This window comes from Massilimicrobiota sp. SW1139, assembly GCF_012027715.1.
GTDB lineage: Bacteria > Bacillota_I > Bacilli_A > Erysipelotrichales > Coprobacillaceae > Allocoprobacillus > Allocoprobacillus merdigallinarum.
On the sequence record NZ_SJOR01000015.1, the window covers coordinates 1 to 18,691 of the forward strand.

The following is an 18,691-nucleotide window of genomic DNA, read 5'->3' on the forward strand; positions in this document are numbered from 1 at the left end:
TATGAAGATGACTTGTTTGATTAGAAAATGGAAAAGAGAAGATGCTCAAGATTTACAACAATCTATTAATGATTTAAGAGTTTTAAATAATTTAACAGATCGTATACCTTATCCATATCATTTACAGGATGCTTATGATTATATAGATGCTATGTTATCTGCTGATGAAAATGAAATCTTTGCTTTTGCGATTGAATATGAAGGACATGTTGTTGGCAGTATTTCTGTTTTAAGACAAGATGATATTTATCGTAGAAGTGCAGAATTAGGATATTATTTAGGATATTCTTATTGGGGAAAAGGTATTATGAGTGAAGCTGTGAAACAGACATGTCAATATGTTTTTGAACATAGTGATATAGAGAGAATTTTTGCGGCTCCTTTTGATTATAACCCAGCCTCACAAAGAGTCTTAGAAAAATGTGGTTTTGAACGTGAAGGTCTTTTACGTAAGAACGGCTTTAAAAATGGTGAGTTTCATGACATGATAATGTATTCTTTGATTAAATAATTATTGAAATTATCAGGTCTTATGCTATAATCAGTATATCAAATCGTTGCATTGGATAAGTAAATGTGAAATCATGATAGAGAGCTGATGGTTGGTGTAAATCAGTATGAGGAAACATTGAAATCTACCAATAAGAGAAGCTAATCACTTCCGGTTGAACCGTTATCTCATAAAAGTTATCAGTTTGATAAGAAATAGGGTGGCACCACGATATATTCGTCCCTTGTAAAAGGTGCTTTTTATTTTATTGAAAAAGGAGAAATGAAAAATGATTGATATTGCTGTACTAAGAGAAAATCCAGAAGCTGTAAAAGAAAATATGCGAAAGAAATTTCAGCATGATCGTTTACATTTAGTTGATGAAGCTTTTGAATTAGATAAAGAATATCGTGAAGCTTTGACAAAAGCGAGTGAGCTTCGTGCTATGCGTAATTCATTATCTAAAGAAATTGGACAATTTATGCGTGAAGGGAAAAAAGATTTAGCTGAAGAAAATAAAAGAAAAGTCAGTGAAATGGCTGATACTTTAAAAGAATTAGAAGCAAAAGAAGTTGAATTAGGTCCAAAATTAAAAGAAGTGATGATGAAAATTCCTAACTTTATTGATGATAGTGTACCTATTGGAAAAGATGACAGTGAAAACGTTGAAATTCAAAAATATGGAGATCCTGTTGTTCCTGATTATGAAATTCCATATCATGCTGATATTATTACAAAATTAAATGGTTTAGATAAAGAAGCAAGCGGAAGAACAAGTGGTAATGGTTTCTATTATTTGATGGGTGATATTGCTAGACTTTCTTCAGCTATGTTATCTTATGCCAGAGATTTCATGATTGATAAAGGATTCACTTATTGTATTCCTCCATTTATGATTAGAAGTGATGTTGTGACTGGTGTTATGTCATTTGAAGAAATGGATGCTATGATGTATAAAATTGAAGGTGAAGATTTATATTTAATTGGAACAAGTGAACATAGTATGATTGGTAAATTTAAAGATCAGATTGTTAAAGAAGAAGAATTACCAATTACATTAACTTCATATTCACCATGTTTTAGAAAAGAAGTTGGTGCTCATGGTATTGAAGAACGTGGTATTTATCGTGTACATCAATTTGAAAAACAGGAAATGGTTGTTTTATGTAAACCAGAAGAAGCTATGGAATGGTATGATAAAATGTGGTCATATACTGTTGAATTATTTAGAAGTTTAGATATTCCTGTAAGAACACTAGAATGTTGTAGTGGAGATTTAGCTGATTTAAAAGTTAAATCTTGTGATGTAGAAGCATGGTCACCTAGACAGAAGAAATATTTTGAAGTCGGATCTTGTTCTACATTAGGAGATGCGCAAGCTAGACGTTTAGGTATTCGTACAAAAGGTGAAAAAGGAACATATTATGTCGCAACTCTTAACAATACTGTTCTAGCAAGTACACGTGCATTAATTGCATTTATTGAAAATAATTATAATGAAGATGGAAGTATTTCTATTCCTGAAGTCTTAAGACCATATATGGGTGGAAAAGAAAGAATTGGTTAAGATTCAAAAATGGCAGGGTGTCCTGGATATAAATTCAGGGCATTTTTTATTTTATAAAGATATAAAAAAGCTGCAAAGCTGCAGCTTAGATCTTATATAAGGTGATGTAAGAGGCAGTAGTGATAAATACCATCATCACAAACATGACCACATATATCATCAGCAATCTCTTTTACTTGTGATGAAGCATTTCCCATTGCAACACCTGTTCCTACTGTTTGTAACATTTCTATATCATTATTTCCATCACCAAAAGCGAGAGCTTGTGATGCATCTAATTGATAATAGTCAAGAATTTTTTGAATACCAATACCTTTACCACTTTGAGCAGGAATAATATCAACTGCTCTATCCCACCATGCTGTAATTTTAGCATTTTCTACGTTATCCATAAGAATTGAATAATCTTTTTCTCTACAACCAACCATTATTTGATAAACTTCATCTTTAGCGACTTCATTAAAATCATCAGCAACTTCTACTTTCATTTTAGCAAAATCAAAATATTGTACCAAATCATCATCTTTTCCATTGCTGGCAATTCTATTTTTTGTAGCAATGGATAATGGTCTATGTAGTTTTTTGGCATTTTGAATAATTTGTTGAACATCATAAGATGGAATAGGGAAGCTTGAAATATCTTGATCCTTTGTAAAACAATAAGAACCATTAAAAGTTAAGAGAGCATCAAATTCAATCCCATCAAAATGAGGTAAACTCATGGGTGTTCGACCAGTTGCTAAACACATTTTGATTTGATTCTCTTTTAATCTTTTTAATGTTTCAAGCATTTTTTGAGATATTTGTTTTTTATTCATATCAATGAGTGTTCCATCAATATCAAAAAAAATGATTTTTATTGGTTTCATATAAATCTCCTTTATATTGAGTGATATATATTATTGTATAATTTTTAAGTTTGTATATAAAGATAAATCATATTTTATTTGAATATTCGTACACATAAAATACACATTTTTTCCACTATATATTCATAAGGTTTTGATAGAATCTTGTCGAATAGGAGGGAGTATATGAAAAATGTCCTTGAATTTTTAGAACAAGCATCACAAAAGTATTTTACTAAAATTGCTTTTACTGATGAAAATAATGAAATAAGTTATGGACAATGTATGGAAAATGCACAAAAAGTAGGAACGGCTTTATTATCATTACAGTCACATAGACAACCTATTGCTGTGATGATGGATAAAAATGTCGAAAGTTTAACTGCTTTTTTTGGAGTCATATATAGTGGCAATTTCTATGTTGTTATAGATGCAATGATGCCAAATGATCGTATTCAGACTATTTTTGAAACATTAAATCCAGTTGCTTTGATTTGTCAAAGTCAATATAAAGAAAAAGCAAAAGCATTACATCATCAGGTTTTTGTTTATGAGCAAATGATTCAGACAGATATTGATTTCATTCATTTAAAGGAAATAAGAAAACAAATGATAGATACTGATCCACTTTATGCTTTATTTACTTCTGGATCAACAGGAGTACCTAAAGGAGCAGTATTATCTCATCGTAATGTTATCAATTATGCATCTTGGTTTCATGATACTTTTGATATTCAAGAAGATACACAATTTGGTAGTCAGACACCTTTTTATTTTAGTATGTCAGTATCAGATGTTTTTAGTACAATTATTGCTGGAGCAACACTTCATATTTTACCAAAGAAATTATTTTCTTTTCCAGTTAAACTCATTGAATATATGAATGAAAAGCATGTTAATACCATTTATTGGGTTCCATCTGCTTTAGGTATTATTGCTAATATGAAAGTATTAGATTATGTTAAGTTGAATGATATTCAAAAAGTATTATTTGCTGGGGAGGTTATGCCTACCAAACATTTAAATTACTGGAAGAAGCATTATCCTGATATCATGTATGCCAATCTTTTTGGTCCAACGGAAACAACAGATATTTGTACTTATTATATTGTTGATAGAGAATTTAGTGATGATGAAGTTTTACCAATTGGAAAAGCATGTCAAAACTGTGATATTTTCTTACTTGATGAAAATAATCATGAAATCACAGATGATAAAGAAGGTGAACTTTGTGTAAGAGGATCATTTTTAGCTTTAGGTTATTATAATAATCCTCAAAAGACAAAAGAAGTATTTGTTCAAAATCCTTTAAATCAGGCATATCCAGAAATCATTTATCGAACTGGAGATTTGGTAAAATACAATGAGCGTGGAGAATTGATTTATATTACACGTAAAGATTTTCAAATTAAACATATGGGATATCGTATAGAATTAGGTGAAATTGAAGCAGCTGTCTATGCATTATCAAAAATTCAAAGCTGTGCTGTTATTTATGATGAATTGGAAGATAAGATTATTTTGATTTATACAGGAAAAATAACTGATACAGAGATTATGTCAGGTATATCCAATAAGATACCACAATATATGTATCCTAATAAAATTATAAAAATGAAGGCTATGCCTTTAAATCAAAATGGAAAAATAGATAGAAAATGGTTAAAAAATCATTATCATGAGGAGGAAAAATAAATGGAAGAGTTATTAGATATTTTAAGAGACTTAAAACCAGGAGTTAATTTTGAAAATGAAAAGAATTTAATTGATGATAAAATATTAGATTCATTAGATGTTATGAATTTAACAGTAGAATTAAATGATGAATTTGATATTGAAATCACACCATTAGATATATTACCTGAAAACTTTCAATCTGTAGATACAATTTATCAATTGATTCAACGTTTACAGGAAGAAAATTAATGGCTTATACAACATATGTATATTTAATACTTTTTTTAGGAATCACATTCTTACTTTATAGTGTGTTTCCTAAAAAATATAAATGGGTTGTTTTATTATCAGCGAGTTATCTTTATTATATTCTTTCTAGTCGTATATGGATGATTGTATTTATTCTATTAACGACATTATCTATCTATATTGGAGCTATATGGATAGATCAAATCAATGATTTATTTACAAGTGTCAAAAAATCATTAGATAGACAACAGAAAAAAGCATTTAAAGAGAAGATATTATGGCAAAAAAAGCTTGTTGTTGGATTGGTATTAATTATAAATTTAGGGTTACTTGTATTCCTTAAATATTCTAATTTTTTCATAGATATACTGAATTTCAGCTTACTTGAACATTTTGATATCTCAATACCATTACTTAAGCTGTTTTTGCCTTTAGGTATCTCTTTTTATACATTACAGGCTATAAGCTATGTGATAGATGTGTATCGTGGTAAATATCATGCTGATACATGCTTGACAAGAGTAGCTTTATATTTAACATTCTTTCCAACAATTGTAGAAGGACCTATTACAAGATATGATGAGGTTGCTTATCAGATATATGAAGGACGTTCATTCTGTTATGAAAATTTAACATATGGAGTGCAATTAATCTTATGGGGAATGTTTAAAAAGATAGTCATTGCTGATAGAGCCAACATGTTGGTAAACTATGTTTTTAATGATTATGAAAAGTTTTCAGGATTAAGTGTTATTATTGCGATTATTTTTTATACAATACAGTTATATACTGAATTTTCAGGATGTATGGATATTGTCAGAGGAAGTGCTCAGCTCTTTAGTATTCATTTACCAGCGAATTTCAGACAGCCTTTCTTTGCAAAAAATATTAATGAGTTTTGGCAAAGATGGCATATTACACTAGGAACATGGTTGAGAGATTATATTTTTTATAGTGTTTCATTATCTGCCCCATTTAAAAAATGGAGTCAGTTTGTAAGAAAACATGGAAATGATTATATTAACAAACTATTGCCTGCTTCAACTGCTTTATTTTTTGTATGGATATGTAATGGACTTTGGCATGGGGCAAGTATCAAATATGTGATGTATGGAATGTATTACTATATATTAATGATGTTAGGTATGTACCTGGAACCAGTTTTTATAAAAATAAAAAATATTTTACATATTCAAGATCAAAATAAATCATATCAATTTTTTAGTATATTAAGAACTATTTTGATTGTAAGTATTGGAATGTTAATCTTTAGGGCTGATAGTTTATCTATTGCATGGCATATGTTTATTTCATGTTTTCAAGGTTCTTTTGATGTTGGTTATATGGGAATTGATGTCAAAGATATTTGGATTGTATTATCAGGTATTTTGATTGTTTTCATTATAAGTTTAATTAAAGAAAAAAATATTCATATAAGAGAGCAGATTGCTAAATGGCATATTATACCACGTTGGACATTTTATTTAACAGGTCTAATGATTGTTGTTATTTTTGGTGCTTATGGTAGAGGATATGATATAGTGAGCTTCATTTATGCACAATTTTAGGAGGAATTTTGATGAGAAAACAAAATATAAAAAATTTTGCGAAAATAGTTATATTTTTAAGTTTAACTGTTTGTGTTTTACATCTGTCATCACAAATTGTTGTTCCTAAGCAAAATACCAAAGAAGCTGGAATTAAATATGAAAACGCTAGAGGTTTCTATGGTGAAAGAGATCATTCTTTGGATATTGTAGCTATTGGTAATAGTGATTTATATAATGCTATGAACCCATTACAGTTATGGCATGAACAGGGAATACCATCATATGTTTGTGCTGAGCCAAGTCAAAAAATTGTTGAAGCTTATTCTTTATTAAAAGAAACTTATAAAAATCAAAATCCCAAATTAATTATTTTAGAAGTTGATGAATTATTTACAAAGAGTGATGTAGATGATTTAGATACTACAGTATCTGAATTATTAAAAGAATCTTTTCCAGTTTTTGATTATCATAGTCGTTGGAAAACAATTCAAAAAGATGATTTTGTTAAAAATAAAAACTATGATCAAAAAATACTTACAAAGGGTTATAAGTATTATAATAATGTAGAATCTTATAAAGGTGGAAAATCTTACTTAAAAAATAAAAAGAAAAGTTCTTTAACTCTTACAACACAATATTATCTTGATCAGTTTATTCGCTATGCAAAAAAACACGAGTCTCAAGTTTTATTTATGTGCTGTCCAACTGCAAATACATGGACTATGGATAAACACCATAAAATTCAAGATATAGCCAATCAATACCATATTCCTTTTTTAGATTTTAATATGTTATTAGATGATATTGATTTTGATTGGATCAATGATACTAGAGATGGTGGTAATCATTTAAATGATTTTGGTGCTCAGAAAGTCACACGATATTTAGGTGAATATTTAAAAAAACAATATGATTTTCAGGATTATCGTAGTCATCCAGAATATCAGGAATGGAATCAGGATTATTTAACTTATCATCAAAAATTAAAGTTTTATAAAGGAAAAGATGGATTTATTGGGAAATAGAATTTTTTATTGATTTGTATAAGAAATATGCTATAATAGATTTTGCCATTACAATAGGCGGCTTCGAACCATGTCAGGACCGGAAGGTAGCAGCATTAAGAATGTCCGTTTATGTGTAGTGGCTTTTTTCTAAGGAGTGAGATTATGAGTGATGAAGAATATATGAAAATAGCTTATCAGCAAGCTTGTTTAGCAAGAGACATTGATGAAGTGCCTATTGGAGCTATTATTGTCAAAGATGGTGAGATTATCGCAAAGGCTTATAATCAAAAAGAATCTACCCATGATGTAACGGCACATGCTGAAATGATTGCAATTAGAGAAGCTTGTCAAAAATTAGGCAATTGGCATTTAGATGGTTGTACATTATATTCAACATTAGAGCCATGTATTATGTGCAGTGGAGCTATTATTCAAAGTCGTATAGAAAAAGTTGTTTTTGCTGCTAAAGGACAACGATGGCATGGATTATCAACTTTTTTAGCAAATCATGAGTTTAATCATCATCCTCAAGTAATTTCAGGAATCTTAGAAAAACAATGCTGTTTATTATTGTCCCAATATTTTAAAGGAAAAAGAAATCATTAATGCAGATTTTTTATCTTAAGCATATGTTTTGATATTATCTTGTAGACTTTCATCATTTATCCATATCAATATGATATACTATATTTAGAGGTGAGATATATGGATCAAAAGATGTTAACGAAACAAATGAATTATGAAAAATTCTTGTCAGAAGTTATCAAATGGGTTTTCTTTGGTGTAGGAATAACGGCTATAACTTCTTTATTAGTGATTTTTTCTGGGATTATCTATGCTTTAATACCGTTTTATTTTCCAGTTTTGATTATTTCAGTTATTATTGAAATCGCATTTGTATGGACTTTAAATAAAAAGGTAGACAAACCTATAGATGAATTATCATTTGCATCTGTGAAAAGATTTTTTATCTTATATTCAATTGTTAATGGTGTTATTTTTTCATTTATATTAGCATCAGTTTCTATTTATATAACGGCTTTAGCATTTGCTTTAACATGTGCTTATTTTGGTTTGTTATATACCATTACAAAATATACGACTTCAAGTTTTTCAAATATCGCTAAAGTCTGTATATCAGTATTACCAGTCATGATTATTGGTTATATCATTTTATTGTTTATTCAGGCACCAATGCTTTATTATATTATTGTTTTTTTAGATTTATTAATTTTTACAGGTATTACTTTATATGATTTCAAGATGATTTCGACAATGTATGAACAATCGTCAGAAGAATACCTAGAAGGCTTAATATTGTTTTGTGCTTTTGAACTGTATTTGGATTTTGTTAATATCTTTATTGATATTTTAATGTTAATCATGGATAATAATTAGATATCGAAAGATATCTTTTTTTATGTTATAATGTGACAAGACAAGGAGTTGATCGAGGTGGCATATAAGACATTATATCGTGTTTATCGTCCGCAAAAGTTTGAAGATGTTGCTGGACAAGAACATATTATTACAACTTTAAAACATGCTGTTGATGAAAATAAAATTGCTCATGCTTATTTATTCTGTGGTCCAAGAGGAACTGGAAAAACAACAATTGCTAAATTATTAGCAAAAGCTGTTAATTGTACAGGTTCTCCTAAACCATGTGATCAATGTGAGAATTGTCAACAGATAACTTTAGGTACGCATCCAGACGTTATTGAAATTGATGCTGCCAGCAATAATGGTGTTGATGAAGTGAGAAATCTTATTGAAAAGGTCAAATACGCACCAACACAAGGAAAATATAAAGTTTATATTATTGATGAATTTCATATGATGTCACCAGGTGCTTCAAATGCTTTATTAAAAACATTGGAAGAGCCTCCAACTCATGTTATATTTATTTTTGCAACAACAGAACCACACAAAATATTACCAACAATTATTTCTCGATGCCAAAGATTTGATTTCACTAAATTAAGCATTCAAGATATTGTTCATCGTATGAAAGATATTATCAATGAGGAACATTATGAATGTGATGATGAGGCATTGGAATTGATTGCAAAACTGGCTGATGGTGGAATGCGTGATGCATTGTCTATTTTAGAACAATGTCTCGCTTATAATGATCAACATTTAACTGTAAAAGATGTGAATCAGATATATGGAATTGTTTCTTTAGAAAATAAGATTGATTTTATAAAAACAATTCTTTCTAAAGATATGAAAAAAGCTTTATCATTATTAGATGATATGAAAATGAATGGAACAGATATTAAAAGATTAACATTGGATTTAGTTGATATTTTAAAAGATGTTGTTATTTATCGTAATACACATGATGAATCTATTTTATTTGTTTTATCTAAATATTACTTAGATTTAATTGTACCGTATATGGGTTGTGAAGAAGCATTAGATTTTATTGATATTTTAATGGATGCCAGTGAAAAATATGCGAAAGTGATCAATCCTTCCGTTTATTTTGAATTAGCTATTTTAAAAATGTGTAATCAAATAAAAGATGAAAAAGTTATTCATATGGAAACTGTAAAAGTACCTGAACAGCCTATTCAACAACTTAAACACAGTGATGTGATTATAGAGGACCATCATGATGTTGAAGAAGATCATCATGATGTGATAGAAGAGCCTGTTCAAGAAGAGATTATTGATGAAATCATTGATGATTCATCTTTAGAAAGTCATGAAAATGATGATATTCCTACTTTTGAATTTGAACAGAAACAGGATATTGAACCAACTGTTGATGATGAAATTCAGGTAGATGAAGCTGATATTATGAATATCCTTGTTCAAGCCAAAAGAACAATATTGGAAAGTATTCAAGAAAGATGGCCAATTATTAAAAGATATTTAGCTAATCTGAACATGGCTAAAAGTGCAAGTATGTTATGTGATGGAACAGCAGTAGCTGCATGTGAAGGTGGACTTATTATTTCTTTTGAATATCAGCCATCTGTTAATGCTGTTAATTATTATAAGAATTATAAACAGTTAAGTGCTTTTCTTAGCGAAGTTTTAGGAAGTGAGTATCGTTTTATTGCGATTCAGCAGGATGAGTGGTTGAAAATGCGTAGCCATTTTATTGAATTAAAGAGAAAAGGTCAATTACCTCAACCTCATGAATTAACATTAAAGCATATAGATAGTCATGATTTAGATCATGTTGATATGACTGAAGCACAAGAATTTGCGATTCAATTATTTGGAGAAGATATTGTAGAATTTAAGGAGGATTAATATGAATTTTGGAAATTTATTACAACAAGCGCAACAAATGCAACGTAAAGTCAATAAAGCAAAAAAAGAATTTGATGAAAGAGAATTTGAATTCAATAGTCAGGATGATTTGATTATTGGAAAGATGAAAGGGAATCTTTCTATTATTGAATTACATATTGCACCTTCTTTAATGCAAGAAGATCAGGACAATATGGAAGCTTTATTAATGGCAACTATTAATCAAACAATAGCTAAAGTTTCTAAAGAAAGGGAAGATACATTAAATCAAGTTACAAATGGTGTTGATGTATCAGCATTTCTATAATGGAATATCCACAGAGTTTTGAAGAACTGGTTGAATGTTTTAAAATGTTACCAGGTATTGGAACAAAAGGAGCTGAACGACTTGTTTATCATGTTCTTTCAATGGATTTACAACAAGTTGAAAGATTCTCAGATGCTTTATTAAATTTGAAGAAACGAATTCATTATTGTAAGAAGTGTGGACATATTTGCGAAGGAGAAATTTGTGATATATGTCAGGATCCAACAAGAGATCAGACAACTATTTGTGTAGTAGAATCACCTAAAGATGTTTTTGCAATGGAAAAATTGAAAGAATATCATGGTTTATATCATGTATTGCATGGAACTATATCCATTATGGACGGTAAAACAATTGATGATTTAAATATTCATTCTTTGTTTGAACGTCTCAATGACAATATTAAAGAAGTTATTATTGCTACAAATCCTACACGTGAAGGTGAAACAACAGCTTTATTTTTAGCTAAACTTCTTTCAAAAGAGAATATACCAGCTTCTAGAATAGCTAATGGCTTACCAATAGGAAGTAATTTAGATTATGCTGACGAATTGACTTTATTAAAATCATTAGAAGGAAGAAAAAAAATCTAATCATCTCATATATTAAAATGAGGTGATTTTTTTGTTGAAAGTAACACGCATTTTTATGAGGTTGCTTATGGCAACTATTTCAATTTTTATATTTAATGCTTTTTCTTCAATAACTCATTTAACTTTATCACTCAATATATTTAATATTCTTATTATTTCTATATTTGATATTTTTGGCTTTATACTTTGCATTGTTTTAAGAGTTGTCCTTTAATTGTCAAGAAATAAAACTTTATCTTTGGATTAATTTTTTATATAATAGAGAAAGAAATGAGGTGTTAATATGTCAGGCGTTTTTATTTCTTTTGAAGGTGGAGAAGGTAGTGGAAAGACAACTATTGCCTCAATGATTAAAGAAGCGCTTACAAAAGAAGGTTATCATGTTGTTTTAACAAGAGAACCTGGTGGTGTTGAAATTGCTGAAAAAATTCGTGATATTATACATGATGTACAATATACAAATATGGATAGAAAAACAGAAGCTTTACTCTATGCAGCAAGTCGTAGACAGCATCTTGTTGAAAAGGTTATTCCAGCATTAGAAAAAGGATATATTGTGATTTGTGATCGCTATGTTGATAGTTCAATGGTTTATCAAGGTATTGCTAGAGGAATTGGTATTGATGAAGTTTATCAGATGAATTTATTTGCCACTGAAAATATTTTACCAAAGCGTACAATCTTCTTTGATATTTTACCGGATGATGGACTTCAACGTGTATATGCAAATAAGGATAGAGAAGTAAATAGGTTGGATTTAGAGAATATTGATTTTCATCGAAAAGTTTATCAAGGTTATTTAACTTTATGTGATAAATTTCCTGAACGTATTGTAAAAATAGATGCTTCACTAGATGTAAATCAAGTTTTTAATCAAGTCTTATCAAGAATTCAAGAAATTCTATGAGTTATAAAGAAATCTTAAAACAGCAACAACCTATTTTATATCAGATTATTTCAAAAAGTTTTAAAAACAATAAAATTCCACATGCTTTTTTATTAGTAGGGAAGAATGCTCGACAACCAGCTCATTTTATTGCGAAAAGTTTGATTTGTGAAAATGATGTTCTCGCATGTGATCATTGCAATGAATGTAGACGTATTGATGAACATAATTATGGGGATTTTATTTATTGTAATGGATTAGAAGAAACAATTAAGAAGCCACATATTGAATATATTCAAGAACAATTTTCTAAATCTGCTTTAGAAGGAAAGTCAAAAATATATTTAATGGAAAATATTGAAAATTCAACTATTGAAGCAATGAATAGTTTATTAAAAATGCTTGAAGAACCAACTTCAGGAGTTTATGCTATTTTTACTTGTCAAAACTTAAATCGTGTTTTACCTACGATTCAATCAAGATGTCAAGTTATTCAATTATTACCTGTTTCTCAAAAATCACTGAAAGAGGAGTTAAAGAGAGATGACATCTTGGAAGATGATATCAATATTTTATCTGAATTGTTTACAAGCTATGATGAATGTCAAAAATATATTGAATCTGATATGTTTGAAAAACTAAAGCTTGAAGTTTATCATTTTCTTGATGATCTTTATTTTCACAGAGATAATTTAATCATTAATGTTCAGACTCATTTATTAAAAGATTTTAAAGAAAAAGAGAACATTCAATTATTTTTGAATATGCTTGTTTTAGCATTAAGAGATTTGTTTCACGTGAAACATTCTATGAATCTCACTTATCCATCTTTTTTAAGTTTATATAAGAGAATAAATGATAGTGATGAAAATATTATTAATAAAATTGATTTGATTTTAAATACAGAATATTTATTGAGTACAAATGCCAATGTTATGTTGTTAATGGATAGTATGATGTTTAGAATATAGAAAGGAGAACTTATGGAAGAAAGATTAGCTCTTATTCGTTTTAATAATGTTGGAAAATCTTATTATTTTTCAACTGATTTAGATCTTTATAAAGGTGATAAAGTCGTTGTAGAAACAATAAGAGGGTTGGAATTAGGAGAGTTGGTATCAGATTTAAAACATATTTCTGAATTTAATCTTGATACTGAACTTAAAAAAATTAAAAGAGTTGCAAATCGTGCGGATTTGGAATTATTTGCTTATAATCAAGCAAAGGCTGAAAAGTCTTTAGAAATATGTAAAGAGATTGTCAAAGAGTATGATCTAGACATGCATTTAGTAAGTTGTGAATATACACTTGATGCTTCAAAAGTTATATTTATGTACACTTCTGAAACACGTGTAGATTTTAGAGAATTGTTGAAAGAGTTGGCAAGTGTCTTTAAATGTCGTATTGAATTAAGACAAATTGGACCTCGTGATAAATCTAAGATTGTAGGTGGACTTGGATCATGTGGTTTACCACTTTGCTGTTCATCATTTTTAGGTGAATTTGATGGTGTTTCTATTAATATGGCAAAAAATCAGATGCTTGCAATCAATATTGATAAGATATCAGGAGCATGTGGAAGATTGCTTTGTTGTCTTAAATATGAAGATGATACATATACAAAGGAAAAACAAAGATTTCCTAAAATTGGTTCAAAAGTAAAATACGATAATAAAATTGTAAAAGTGACTGGTTTAAATGTAATAAGTGATTTAGTCAAAATTGAACATGATGGTAATATTTCATTTGTATCATTAGATGAAATTCAAATATTACCACCTAGAGAGCATAAACATGAACCAAGAAGTCGTTAACTATTTATTGGCTTATGAAAATATGAAAATTATCCAAAGAAAGGATATGTTTAACTTTTCTTTGGATACTGTTTTATTAGCTCACTTTTGTACAATTAATAAAGATTTAGATGAAATTATTGATTTTGGAACGAATAATGCTGCCATTCCTCTTTTGTTGAGTTTAAGAACTGACAAGAAGATAAAGGGTATTGAAATACAAAAAGAAGCTGTAGATTTGGCTTTGAAGAATGTTCAATTAAATCATTTAGAGAATCAAATTGAAATTATACATTCAGATATTAAGGATTATGTAAAGAATGCTTCTAAAGTGAAATTGGTTGTATGTAATCCGCCATTCTTCAGGGTTAATGAAAGAAGTAATCTTAATGATAATGAATTCCTTAAAATAGCTCGTCATGAAATAAAAATAAATTTAGATGAAATTATTCAATCAGCAGCAAGAATTTTGGATAATAAAGGACGTTTTGCAATGGTTCATCGTCCAGATCGTATGATTGAAATTATTAATATCATGCAAAAATATGATATTGAACCTAAACGTATTCGCTTTGTTTATCCTAAAATTGGAAAGGATTCTCATATCTTTTTAATTGAAGGTATGTATAAAGGAAATAAAGGATTGAAAATTGAATCACCATTATATGCTCATAATGATGATGGTAGTTATACGAATGAAATAAGAAAAATGTTTGGAGAAGATATCAATGAATAGACAAAAAAGTTTTGAAAATTCATTACCTACACTATATATTGTAGCGACACCTATTGGTAATTTGAATGAAATGACTTATCGTGCTATACAAACTTTAAAAGAAGTCGATTATATTGCTGCAGAGGATACACGCAATACTATTAAATTATTAAACCACTTTGATATTTCAACAAAACTTGTTTCTCATCATGAACATAATTTAATGATTGCAATACCTAAAATTATTAATGATTTAAAGAGTGGTTTGAATATTGCTTTGGTTAGTGATGCTGGATATCCTGCAATTAGCGATCCAGGTTATGAACTTGTTAAAGAGGCTATTCGTGAAGGATTTAATGTTGTACCTGTTTCAGGTGCCAATGCTTGTTTAGATGCATTAGTTGTTTCAGGTATTGCTCCTCAGCCATTTATGTTTTATGGTTTCTTAGATAGAAATGATAAGAATAAGAAGAGGGAGTTAGAAAAACTTAAAAACTATAGAGAAACAATTGTTTTTTATGAAGCACCACATCGTATTAAAAAGACACTAAAATTGATGTTAGAGATTTTAGGAAATCGTTCAATTGCATTATGTAGAGAATTAACTAAGAAGCATGAAGAAATTAATCGAGGAACAATTGAAGACTTATTATCTGTTATAGATGATATGAAAGGTGAAATGGTCATTGTTGTAGAAGGTAATCAAGAAGAAAATATAGAAGATATAAAAACTTTTGATCAGAGCATTGAAGAACATGTTGAAGAGTATATTGAAAAAGGTTTAACTACTAAGGATGCTATTAAAGCAGTAGCAAAAGAAAGAGGTTTATCTAAAAATATTGTATATAATGAATATCATAAAAAATGAATATAGAAATATATTCTTTTTTTTATATTTTATGTATAATAAACATATAAAAAAGGAGGAATAAATATGATTTATACAATAACATTTAACCCATCAATTGATTATATTGTTGAAGTAGATGATTTTCAACTAGGGAAAGTCAATAGAACAGCAAATGAATATGTTTTAACTGGTGGAAAGGGAATTAATGTTTCAATCGTTTTAAATAATTTAGGAATTGAAAGTCAGGCATTAGGTTTTATTGCAGGATTTACAGGTTCCTATATTCAAACTCATTTAGAAGAAAATGGTATACATACAGATTTTATTGATGTTCAAAATGGTTATTCACGTATTAATTTTAAAATGAAAAGTCATGAAGAATCTGAGGTTAATGGAAATGGACCGATGATTAATGAAACTGATTTAACAAAGCTTATTGAAAAAATAAAAAAATTACACGAAGGGGATATACTTGTTTTATCAGGAAGTATACCAAAATGTATATCTGATGATATTTATGCTCATATCATGAAAGAGATTAATCATTTAGGAATAAAAGTTGTTGTTGATGCAACAGGAAATTTATTAATGAATGTATTAGAATATAAACCATTTTTAATTAAACCTAATAACCATGAATTAGAAGAAATGTTTCACGTGAAACTTTCTAATCAAAAGGATATTGTTAAATATGCTAAAAAGCTTCAAGAAATGGGTGCAAAAAATGTATTGATTTCAATGGCAGGAGATGGAGCACTCTTTGTATGCGAAAATGGAAAAGTCTATTTTTGTGATGCACCTAAAGGTCAAGTTGTAAATTCAGTAGGTGCTGGAGATTCAATGGTTGCAGGATTCATTGCAGGATATGTCAAAACTCAAGATTATCTACAAGCTTTTAAAATGGGAGTAGCAACAGGAAGTGCAAGTGCATTCTCAAAAGACTTAGCAACTGCTGATGAAGTTGAACTTTTATTAAAAACAATCAATGAGGTTGAATATGAATATTAAAGATTTATTAAAAGAAGATAGTATTATTCTTAATTCAAATGCAAAAGATAAAAATGAAGCAATTCATGAAATGGTAGAAAAACACTTTCAATGTGGACATATCAAAGATAAGTTCGTTTTTGAAAAAGCTATCTTAGAGAGGGAAAAGATATCATCAACAGGAGTGGGCAACTTGATAGCAATACCTCATGCTCAAAGTGAAACAGTTTGTTATCCTTCTTTAGTAGCAATGGTTAACAAAAATGGCATAGATTATGATGCATTGGATCAAAAACCAGTCTCTCTCTTTTTTATGATTGCAGTACCTAAAGATGGTGGATCACAGCATTTACAGATATTAGCTCAACTATGTCAAATGTTAATGGAAGAAGATATGGTTAAGCAATTGATTAATAGTCAAGATGAGCAAGAGTTTATTCATTTATTATTTCAAAATATGGATACAATGAAAGATCAAAATGTTGTTCAAAATAATATTGATCTAGTAGCTGTAACTGCATGTCCTACAGGAATAGCACATACTTATATGGCAGAAAAAGCATTAATAGAGAAAGCAAAAGAAATGAATATATCCATAAAGGTAGAAACAAATGGAGCAAGTGGTATCCAACATAAATTAACAAAAGAAGATATAGAAAAAGCAAAATGTGTTATTGTAGCGGCAGATAAGAAAGTAGAGATGGAAAGATTTCAAAATAAATATGTTATTCAAGTTCCTGTGACAAAAGCGATTGATCATACTGAAGAATTATTAAAAAACGCATTACAGCAAAAAGCAGAAATTTATCATGGCAAAAAATTATACAAAGAAAGTAATGAAAAGGGGACTAGAAAAATATATCAACATCTCATGAATGGTATATCACAGATTATACCTATCTTAATGATTTCAGGTATACTAATGAGTCTTATTCCTTACTTACAGAATATGGATGTTGATCAGGAATATTTAACTATCATGTATTATATTGCATCACTTGCTATTAATATTTCAATTCCAATAACCAGTGCTTTTATTGGTGATAGTATAGCAGGAAAACAGGGATTTGTTGTTTCGTTGATTTCATCCATCTTTTTGATTAATGTGCAGGGTAATATTATAGAAGGGATTTTAGTAGGATTCATAGGTGGATATCTAGCATTAGGATTATCACATTTGTTTTCATATTTACCAAAGGATTTACAAAGTTTAACTCCAAATTTATTTGTACCTATTATAGGAACAACAATATTAAGTTTTCTCATTTATATGTTAGCCCCATATTTTATTGATTATGTCAGTTTATTGAATCAAAATCTAGATAGTATTGTAGTTGTTATTATTGGTGCAATCTTAGGTATGATGATGTCCATTGATTTAGGCGGTCCAATTAATAAGATTGCTTACACAATAGGTATTATCGGTATCTTTACAGGTAGATATGATATGATGTCAGCAGTTATGTTAGCTGGTATGATGCCACCATTGATCATATGGTTAACAATGTTAACATCAAAAGTTTTTGATCAAGAAGATAAACAAAAGAAATGGTCTTGTTTATTAAATGGATTGTGTTTTGTCAGTGAAGTAGCTATTCCATATATGAAAAAATATAAAATCGCTGTTAAATATCCATGTATTATAGCATCAAGCATAGCTGGCGCATTATCAATGTATTTTCAATGTGGTCAAGCTTTCCCACATGGTGGTATATGGACAATATTCCTCATTAACAATCCAATATATTTTATTTCTAGTTTAATTATTTCACTAATCATAGGAACATTATTAATCATTATAATGAATAAGTTAAAACTAAAAGCATAAATTGCTATATGCAATTTATTGAAATAAAAAAGAAGCTGTGACAAAATATCTTTTTAAAAATTGATATGTTCAGC

Annotated in this window: 20 protein-coding genes, 1 other RNA gene and 1 other annotated feature; of the genes, 20 read left to right on the plus strand and 1 reads right to left on the minus strand. The window is 28.8% G+C overall.

Translation table 11 applies throughout. The features are described 5' to 3' along the window. On the plus strand, positions 1–511 hold a 511-nt coding region (locus E0K96_RS08585; RefSeq protein ID WP_240924483.1), incomplete at its 5' end, for a GNAT family N-acetyltransferase. A gap of 37 nt (positions 512–548) precedes the next feature. Next, positions 549–738, plus strand: a binding site (T-box leader). A gap of 41 nt (positions 739–779) precedes the next feature. Next, entirely contained in the window at positions 780–2,057 is a 1,278-nt protein-coding gene (serS, locus tag E0K96_RS08590) for a serine--tRNA ligase (protein ID WP_168082548.1), read from the plus strand. A 92-nt stretch (positions 2,058–2,149) separates the two neighbouring features. Here the strand turns inward: serS and E0K96_RS08595 are convergent, their stop codons facing one another. Beyond that, positions 2,150–2,926 carry an HAD family hydrolase gene (locus E0K96_RS08595; protein ID WP_168082550.1) on the minus strand — a complete coding sequence of 259 codons (777 nt, stop codon included), beginning with the start codon at positions 2,924–2,926 and terminating at the stop codon, positions 2,150–2,152. Between the two features lie 165 nt (positions 2,927–3,091). Here E0K96_RS08595 and E0K96_RS08600 point away from each other — a divergent pair, with 165 nt between their 5' ends. The 18 genes from E0K96_RS08600 to E0K96_RS08685 all read left to right on the plus strand — a co-directional run bounded on the left by E0K96_RS08600 (position 3,092) and on the right by E0K96_RS08685 (position 18,617). Then, positions 3,092–4,600 (plus strand): amino acid adenylation domain-containing protein, encoded by a 1,509-nt coding sequence (locus E0K96_RS08600; RefSeq protein ID WP_168082552.1) that lies wholly within the window; start codon positions 3,092–3,094, stop codon positions 4,598–4,600. Beyond that, complete coding sequence (locus E0K96_RS08605; RefSeq protein WP_168082554.1) at positions 4,601–4,831, plus strand: acyl carrier protein; 231 nt, start codon at positions 4,601–4,603, stop codon at positions 4,829–4,831. After that, a complete protein-coding gene (locus E0K96_RS08610; RefSeq protein WP_168082556.1) occupies positions 4,831–6,399 on the plus strand; it encodes an MBOAT family O-acyltransferase in 1,569 nt (522 codons plus the stop codon). The genes E0K96_RS08605 and E0K96_RS08610 overlap by 1 nt, the downstream gene beginning before the upstream one ends. Positions 6,400–6,410: 11 nt before the next feature. Beyond that, positions 6,411–7,406, plus strand: a complete 996-nt coding sequence (locus E0K96_RS08615; protein ID WP_240924484.1) for an SGNH/GDSL hydrolase family protein — start codon at positions 6,411–6,413, stop codon at positions 7,404–7,406. 41 nt (positions 7,407–7,447) lie between these two features. After that, an RNA gene (gene ffs, locus E0K96_RS08620) (signal recognition particle sRNA small type) lies at positions 7,448–7,535 on the plus strand. A gap of 15 nt (positions 7,536–7,550) precedes the next feature. Beyond that, on the plus strand, positions 7,551–7,994 hold the full coding sequence (locus E0K96_RS08625) for a nucleoside deaminase (protein WP_168082560.1): 444 nt from the start codon (positions 7,551–7,553) through the stop codon (positions 7,992–7,994). 99 nt (positions 7,995–8,093) lie between these two features. After that, entirely contained in the window at positions 8,094–8,786 is a 693-nt protein-coding gene (locus E0K96_RS08630; RefSeq protein ID WP_168082562.1) for a Bax inhibitor-1 family protein, read from the plus strand. Positions 8,787–8,843: 57 nt separating this feature from the next. Beyond that, on the plus strand, positions 8,844–10,658 hold the full coding sequence (gene dnaX, locus E0K96_RS08635) for a DNA polymerase III subunit gamma/tau (protein WP_168082564.1): 1,815 nt from the start codon (positions 8,844–8,846) through the stop codon (positions 10,656–10,658). 1 nt (position 10,659) lies between these two features. Next, the gene (locus E0K96_RS08640; RefSeq protein WP_168082566.1) at positions 10,660–10,965 is read left to right on the plus strand and encodes a YbaB/EbfC family nucleoid-associated protein; all 306 of its coding nucleotides are present in this window, start codon (positions 10,660–10,662) and stop codon (positions 10,963–10,965) included. Beyond that, positions 10,965–11,558, plus strand: coding sequence for a recombination mediator RecR (gene recR / locus E0K96_RS08645; protein ID WP_087245066.1), 594 nt, complete (start codon positions 10,965–10,967; stop codon positions 11,556–11,558). The genes E0K96_RS08640 and recR overlap by 1 nt, the downstream gene beginning before the upstream one ends. A 22-nt stretch (positions 11,559–11,580) precedes the next feature. After that, a complete protein-coding gene (locus E0K96_RS08650; protein WP_277985402.1) occupies positions 11,581–11,772 on the plus strand; it encodes a pro-sigmaK processing inhibitor BofA family protein in 192 nt (63 codons plus the stop codon). A 69-nt stretch (positions 11,773–11,841) separates the two neighbouring features. Beyond that, positions 11,842–12,465 carry a dTMP kinase gene (gene tmk, locus E0K96_RS08655; protein ID WP_168082568.1) on the plus strand — a complete coding sequence of 208 codons (624 nt, stop codon included), beginning with the start codon at positions 11,842–11,844 and terminating at the stop codon, positions 12,463–12,465. Continuing rightward, positions 12,462–13,415, plus strand: coding sequence for a hypothetical protein (locus E0K96_RS08660; protein ID WP_168082570.1), 954 nt, complete (start codon positions 12,462–12,464; stop codon positions 13,413–13,415). Before tmk ends, E0K96_RS08660 begins: the two co-directional genes overlap by 4 nt. Before the next feature lie 12 nt (positions 13,416–13,427). Further along, on the plus strand, positions 13,428–14,258 hold the full coding sequence (locus E0K96_RS08665; protein ID WP_129737647.1) for a PSP1 domain-containing protein: 831 nt from the start codon (positions 13,428–13,430) through the stop codon (positions 14,256–14,258). Continuing rightward, positions 14,239–14,973, plus strand: a complete 735-nt coding sequence (locus E0K96_RS08670) for a tRNA1(Val) (adenine(37)-N6)-methyltransferase (RefSeq protein ID WP_168082572.1) — start codon at positions 14,239–14,241, stop codon at positions 14,971–14,973. The genes E0K96_RS08665 and E0K96_RS08670 overlap by 20 nt, the downstream gene beginning before the upstream one ends. Next, complete coding sequence (gene rsmI, locus E0K96_RS08675) at positions 14,966–15,820, plus strand: 16S rRNA (cytidine(1402)-2'-O)-methyltransferase (RefSeq protein ID WP_168082574.1); 855 nt, start codon at positions 14,966–14,968, stop codon at positions 15,818–15,820. Before E0K96_RS08670 ends, rsmI begins: the two co-directional genes overlap by 8 nt. A gap of 66 nt (positions 15,821–15,886) precedes the next feature. Continuing rightward, positions 15,887–16,810, plus strand: a complete 924-nt coding sequence (gene pfkB, locus E0K96_RS08680; RefSeq protein WP_168082576.1) for a 1-phosphofructokinase — start codon at positions 15,887–15,889, stop codon at positions 16,808–16,810. After that, positions 16,800–18,617 carry a PTS fructose transporter subunit IIABC gene (locus tag E0K96_RS08685; RefSeq protein WP_168082578.1) on the plus strand — a complete coding sequence of 606 codons (1,818 nt, stop codon included), beginning with the start codon at positions 16,800–16,802 and terminating at the stop codon, positions 18,615–18,617. Before pfkB ends, E0K96_RS08685 begins: the two co-directional genes overlap by 11 nt. Positions 18,618–18,691 lie beyond the last annotated feature (74 nt).